General features: G+C 68.9%; 3 protein-coding genes. All 3 read right to left on the bottom strand.

From position 1 onward, the window contains the following. Positions 1–73: 73 nt before the first annotated feature. Genes ACTHLF_RS21070 through ACTHLF_RS21060 form a run of 3 tightly spaced genes read right to left on the bottom strand, consistent with a single transcriptional unit; the run spans position 74 to position 4,373 of the window. On the bottom strand, positions 74–1,300 hold the full coding sequence (locus tag ACTHLF_RS21070; RefSeq protein WP_440330166.1) for a multifunctional CCA addition/repair protein: 1,227 nt from the start codon (positions 1,298–1,300) through the stop codon (positions 74–76). Positions 1,301–1,321: 21 nt separating this feature from the next. Then, on the bottom strand, positions 1,322–2,263 hold the full coding sequence (locus ACTHLF_RS21065) for a complex I NDUFA9 subunit family protein (RefSeq protein ID WP_440330164.1): 942 nt from the start codon (positions 2,261–2,263) through the stop codon (positions 1,322–1,324). Positions 2,264–2,282: 19 nt separating this feature from the next. After that, positions 2,283–4,373 carry a transglycosylase SLT domain-containing protein gene (locus ACTHLF_RS21060; RefSeq protein WP_440330162.1) on the bottom strand — a complete coding sequence of 697 codons (2,091 nt, stop codon included), beginning with the start codon at positions 4,371–4,373 and terminating at the stop codon, positions 2,283–2,285. Positions 4,374–4,672: the final 299 nt, after the last annotated feature.

Raw genomic sequence — 4,672 nt, 5'->3', positions numbered from 1 at the left:
GGTGGCGACGTTGGGGTCCCCGGCACCCATCGGCCCCAACCCCCACTCCCACAGATCAGAGGCTGGCCAGCGCCTACGCTGGCTTCGCGACCTTTGCGATGGCTTCGGCCTGGGCCTTCTTCATCGCTTCGCCGATGGCGGGGCCTTCCAGGCCTTTGTCGACGAACGGCTTTGACGTGATGCCTGCGGCGGCCTCGCGGCAGGCGCGCAGGTAGTCCGCCTGGGGGTACGCATCGTCTTCGTGGTGCAGCCGGCCGCGCTTGTCAGCCATGCAGGCGAGGAGGAAGGTCTCGAGCCGCTCGGGCCGGCGTAGCGCTCCAAGCGATTCGAGCAGGCGCAGCACGGTGGTGGCCTTCAGTTCGAACGCCTGGTGGGCGTTGAGGTGGTGCTTGCAGACCATCTCGGCCATGAAGGCGTATTCGACGGGCACTTTCAATCGCGCGGACATCGCCTGCACCGGCTCGATCCCGCGCTGCTCGTGCATGATGTGCCGCGGCAGCACGTCGGCGGGCGTCAGTGCCTTGCCAAGATCGTGGGTGAGTGCGCAGTAGCCCACCAGCGCATCACCCGTCGCCAGGGTCCCCGCGGCGCGCAGCACCATTTCGATATGGATGCCGGTATCCACCTCCGGATGGAATTCCGCCCGCTGCGGTACGCCGTACAGCGCGTCCACTTCCGGGAACAGCACGCGCAGCGCGCCGCAATCGCGCAGGACGCGAATGAACACGTCGGGCATGGGTTCGGCGAGTGCCGTGCGCGTTTCGGCCCAGACACGCTCGGGCACCAGGTGGTCGACTTCACCTTCTTCGACCATGCGCCGCATGAGCGCCATCGTTTCATCGGCCACGCGGAATCCCAGCGGTGCATAGCGCGCGGCGAAACGCGCGACGCGCAACACGCGCACGGGATCTTCCACGAACGCGGCCGAAACATGCCGCAGCAGCCGTGCCTTGATATCCCCCACGCCACCGTATGGGTCGACCAGGCGTCCGTCATCGTGCTGGGCGATGGCGTTGATGGTCAGGTCGCGTCGCTCCAGGTCCTGCTCGACGGTGACCGTCGGCTCCGCATGGAACGCGAAGCCGTGGTAGCCGCGCCCGGTTTTGCGCTCGGTGCGGGCGAGGGCGTATTCCTCCTTGCTGTCGCCGTGCAGGAACACAGGGAAATCCTTGCCTACCGCGCGGTAGCCCGCCGCCAGCATCTCTTCCGGCGTCGCGCCCACCACCACCCAGTCGCGGTCCACGACCGGGCGGCCGAGCAGTTGGTCACGGACAGCGCCGCCGACGAGGTAGATCTCCATGGGTTACCGGGTTCCGAAGGATCAGTTGCGCCGGCGGCTGCGCGCCTCATCGAGGCGGCGCTGGCGTACCGGCTGGCTCAGCAGGCGTGGAAGCCAGGCCGAGAGCGATTGCGGCACGATACCGAGCCGGGCGAGGCCGTCAACCGTGCCGACGGAATCGGTCTGCAGGGTGCGGAAATTATCGGGCGTAAATGGCTTGCCGGGCGCGAACTGCGCCACCGTGGCCTGTAGGCGGCCAAGCGCATCGGGAAGCGCCAGCACCAGGCGGCGCCGGCCGCGCGTGTCGCGGATGGCGCGGACCAGGTCGACCAGCCGCCAGACTTCGGGGCCGTAGAGTTCGAAGGTCTGCAGCAGGGAGACCGCGGGATCGGCGACGCTGCGTGCCATCGCCTCGACTACGTCTCCGACGTAGACCGGCGCGATCTTCGCGTCGGGCCGTGGCAGCGGCATCGCGGGCGCTACGCGCAGCAGGGCGTCGAAGCGGCTGACGAGTCCGTCGCCGGGGCCGAACAGCGTGCTCGGCTCGTAGATCGTCCAGTCGAGCGTCGAGCCTTTCACCAGCGCCTCCGCCTCACCGCGCGTGCGCAGATAGGCCGAAGCGCCCTGGCCGGCCTTGAGCGAACTCATCTGGTGCAGGCGGTGCACGCCCGTGGCGTGGCAGGCATCGATGACCGAGCGGGTGAGCGCGACGTGGACGCGCTCGAACGTGTTGCGCCCACTCTCGTTGAGGATGCCGACCAGGTTGATGACCGTGTCGGCATCGGCGAAGTGCTTGCGCAAGACCGAAGGGTCGTGGACATCCGCGGTCGCCACGGTGACCTGCCGCCCGACCGTCGCGTGCCGCCGCGCCTGCCGGTTCCGTGAAAGAAGCAGCAGGTCATGCCCCGCCGCTGCCAGCCGCGGCACCAGCGCGCTACCGACAAAACCGGTGCCACCGAGGATCACGATGCGCTGGGCTTTCATGGCGGCCACCTCCGGGAGGTCAGGGTTGCGATGCGTCCTTGGGTTCCTGCGCCGCGGGCGCCGAAGACGCGGCTGCGGGCGCAGGTTCGAGCACGGCAGGCGTCGACGGCGGCGCCGGTTTGGCGACCGCCGGGGCGGGGCAGGTCACCGGCTTGCGCACCGCGCCGGGTGCCGGCAGCGTGTACGGCGAACCGATCCGGGTCATGCGCGTGCTGATCGGCAGCGCATTGCCATTGAGCCGCCAGTCGTAGATCACCGCGAAGGCCATCACCCGCGCGACGTATTCGCGGGTCTCCTTGTACGGGATGCTGACGACGAACAGTTCCGGATCCAGCGTGCCGCGCGCATCGACCCACTGGTCCACCTTGTATGGGCCGGCGTTGTACGCCGCGCACGCCAGCCATGGCGCGCCATTGAAGCGCTGCGCCATCTCCGAGAGATAACGCGTGCCGAGGATGATGTTGGTGGTCGGCTCGTACAGGCTCTCACCACCGGACCAGCCCAGGCCATTCTTCTTCGCGACATTGGCGGCGGTGCCGGGCAGCAGCTGCATGAGGCCGCGCGCATCGGCGCCGGAGCGGGCATCGCTCATCCAGGCACTCTCGGCGCGGATGATCGCGTAAGCCCACGGCGCCTCGATACCGGCCTGCGTGGCCTGTTCCACTACGCCATCCTGTCGAGCGAGCGGGAAACGCTGCTCATACAGGCGCAGCGCATCGCCCGAGGAAAGCGTGAACACCGCGCGGTCGTACCAGCCCTTGCGGAAAGCGAGGTCGGCAGCGAGGCGCTGGGTCTCGGTGTCGCGGCCGTTCAGTGCGGCCGTCCATTCACGGCGCGCGATTTTCTGCAGGCCCACCGCATACAGTTCGAACGCACGGTCCAGGCCGGGCTCCCTGAGCAGGGCGGCTTCACGCGCTTCGTCCGTGGCCATGCTGCTCGGGCAGATCGCGTAGCCCGTGTTGAGCTTGTCGGCGGCGAGGAAGCCGAAATACGTGGCCTCCTGCGAAACGGAGCGCAGTTGCGTGGTGGCATCGGCCTGGCGGCCGAGGTGGGCGAGCACCACGGCGCGGAAATAACGCCACTCACCGTCTTCCTTCTGCGTCGTGCCCAGCGCATCGAGTGCGCTCAGCGCTGCCGTCCAGTCCTGCCGGGCCAGGGCCACGCGCACACGCCATTCGCGGGTGGCGTCGGTCTGGGCGCCCGGGGGCAGTGCGGCAAGACGCTCCAGCGCGGTCTCGTCGAAATCGGTGGCGTGGAACAGCGCGATGGCGTTCTGGATGGCCCCACGCTGCTGCTCGGTTAATGCGAAGCGCGGGCCCAGCTGCGCCCAAGCCGTATCCGCGGCTGTGGACTGCTTGCGCGCCAGCCGCTGCAGGGCGAGCGTCACCGCCTGGCGGTGGCGCGGGGTGTCGGGCCAGTTCGCCGCATCGCGCACGGCGGTCGCCGGATCGTTCAGGGCCTGGCCAAGGTGCTGGCCGGCCGCCATGTCGTCGGGCGAAAGCCACTGCGCGAGCGAGGCGACGGTGCCACCCTTGCCGGCGTCGGCGGCGATGTCGATCCGCGACCACAGGCGGTCGTTGGTCAACAGCCCCTGGTCATGCGCCGCGGCGATCACCGGGTCGCAACTGTTGGGCAGGCTGGCCTTGCGCCACAGGTCGGCCATGTCGGTTTCGAACACCAGCGGTTCGCCACGCGAGAGCTTCGCCTGCAGGTTGTAGCAGGCCAGCGAATCACCCAGGCCCGGCTGGTACATCGCGGTGAACGACGGCCAGTCCTTCCGCCGTGCGAGTTCGCCGAGGAAATCGCGGCGCAGGTCCGCGGCTGGGATCATGCCCGGGTAGCGGCGGATGTAATCCTGCACGCGCGCGCTATCCAGCGTGCGCAGGTCGTGGGTCAGCGCGGCGGCTTCGATGTAGGGGTAGATCGAGTAGCTCTCGAGGCCCGCGGCCTGGGCGCGCCACGCATCACCGCCCTGCTGCGCGGCGGTGGCATAGGCCTGGCGGAAACGGGTGCGCTGGGCCTCGGTGCCTTCGGCGCGGGCATGCAGGCTTGCACCCATGGCGCAGGCGGCGAGGACAAGGCCGGCCAGGCGGCGGAACGCGTGAGCCATCGGGATTCCTTCACGTAGACGTCCGCAACATTGTAAGGGAAGGACGTGCGCAGGCCGGATGAACGAAAAACTGCGCCCACCATCGCGTGGAACCGCCCTGGCGGCTAAGCTTGCGGGGTTTTCCCGTGCTCATCCTGGAACGGCATGCCGCCCCAAACCGCCCTCGCGCGATTCGCTCGCCCGCTCGCCTGGATCGTCCTCATCGCCGCCGCGATGTTCGGCGCCGGCTACTGGTACCTGCTGGGCCGGCCCGTGCCGTTGCCGGATTCGCCTACGGCCAAGATCGCCTGCGTCTCCTA

Source organism: Luteibacter sp. (genome assembly GCF_051958795.1).
In the GTDB taxonomy this organism is placed as follows: Bacteria; Pseudomonadota; Gammaproteobacteria; order Xanthomonadales; family Rhodanobacteraceae; genus Luteibacter.
This window is presented reverse-complemented; position numbering and strand designations above follow the sequence as displayed.

Excerpts from the sequence above, each read along its gene's own strand:
- ACTHLF_RS21070 (WP_440330166.1), bottom strand. The coding sequence starts at position 1,300 with ATGGAGATCTACCTCGTCGGCGGCGCTGTCCGTGACCAACTGCTCGGC.
- ACTHLF_RS21065 (WP_440330164.1), bottom strand. The coding sequence starts at position 2,263 with ATGAAAGCCCAGCGCATCGTGATCCTCGGTGGCACCGGTTTTGTCGGT.
- ACTHLF_RS21060 (WP_440330162.1), bottom strand. The coding sequence starts at position 4,373 with ATGGCTCACGCGTTCCGCCGCCTGGCCGGCCTTGTCCTCGCCGCCTGC.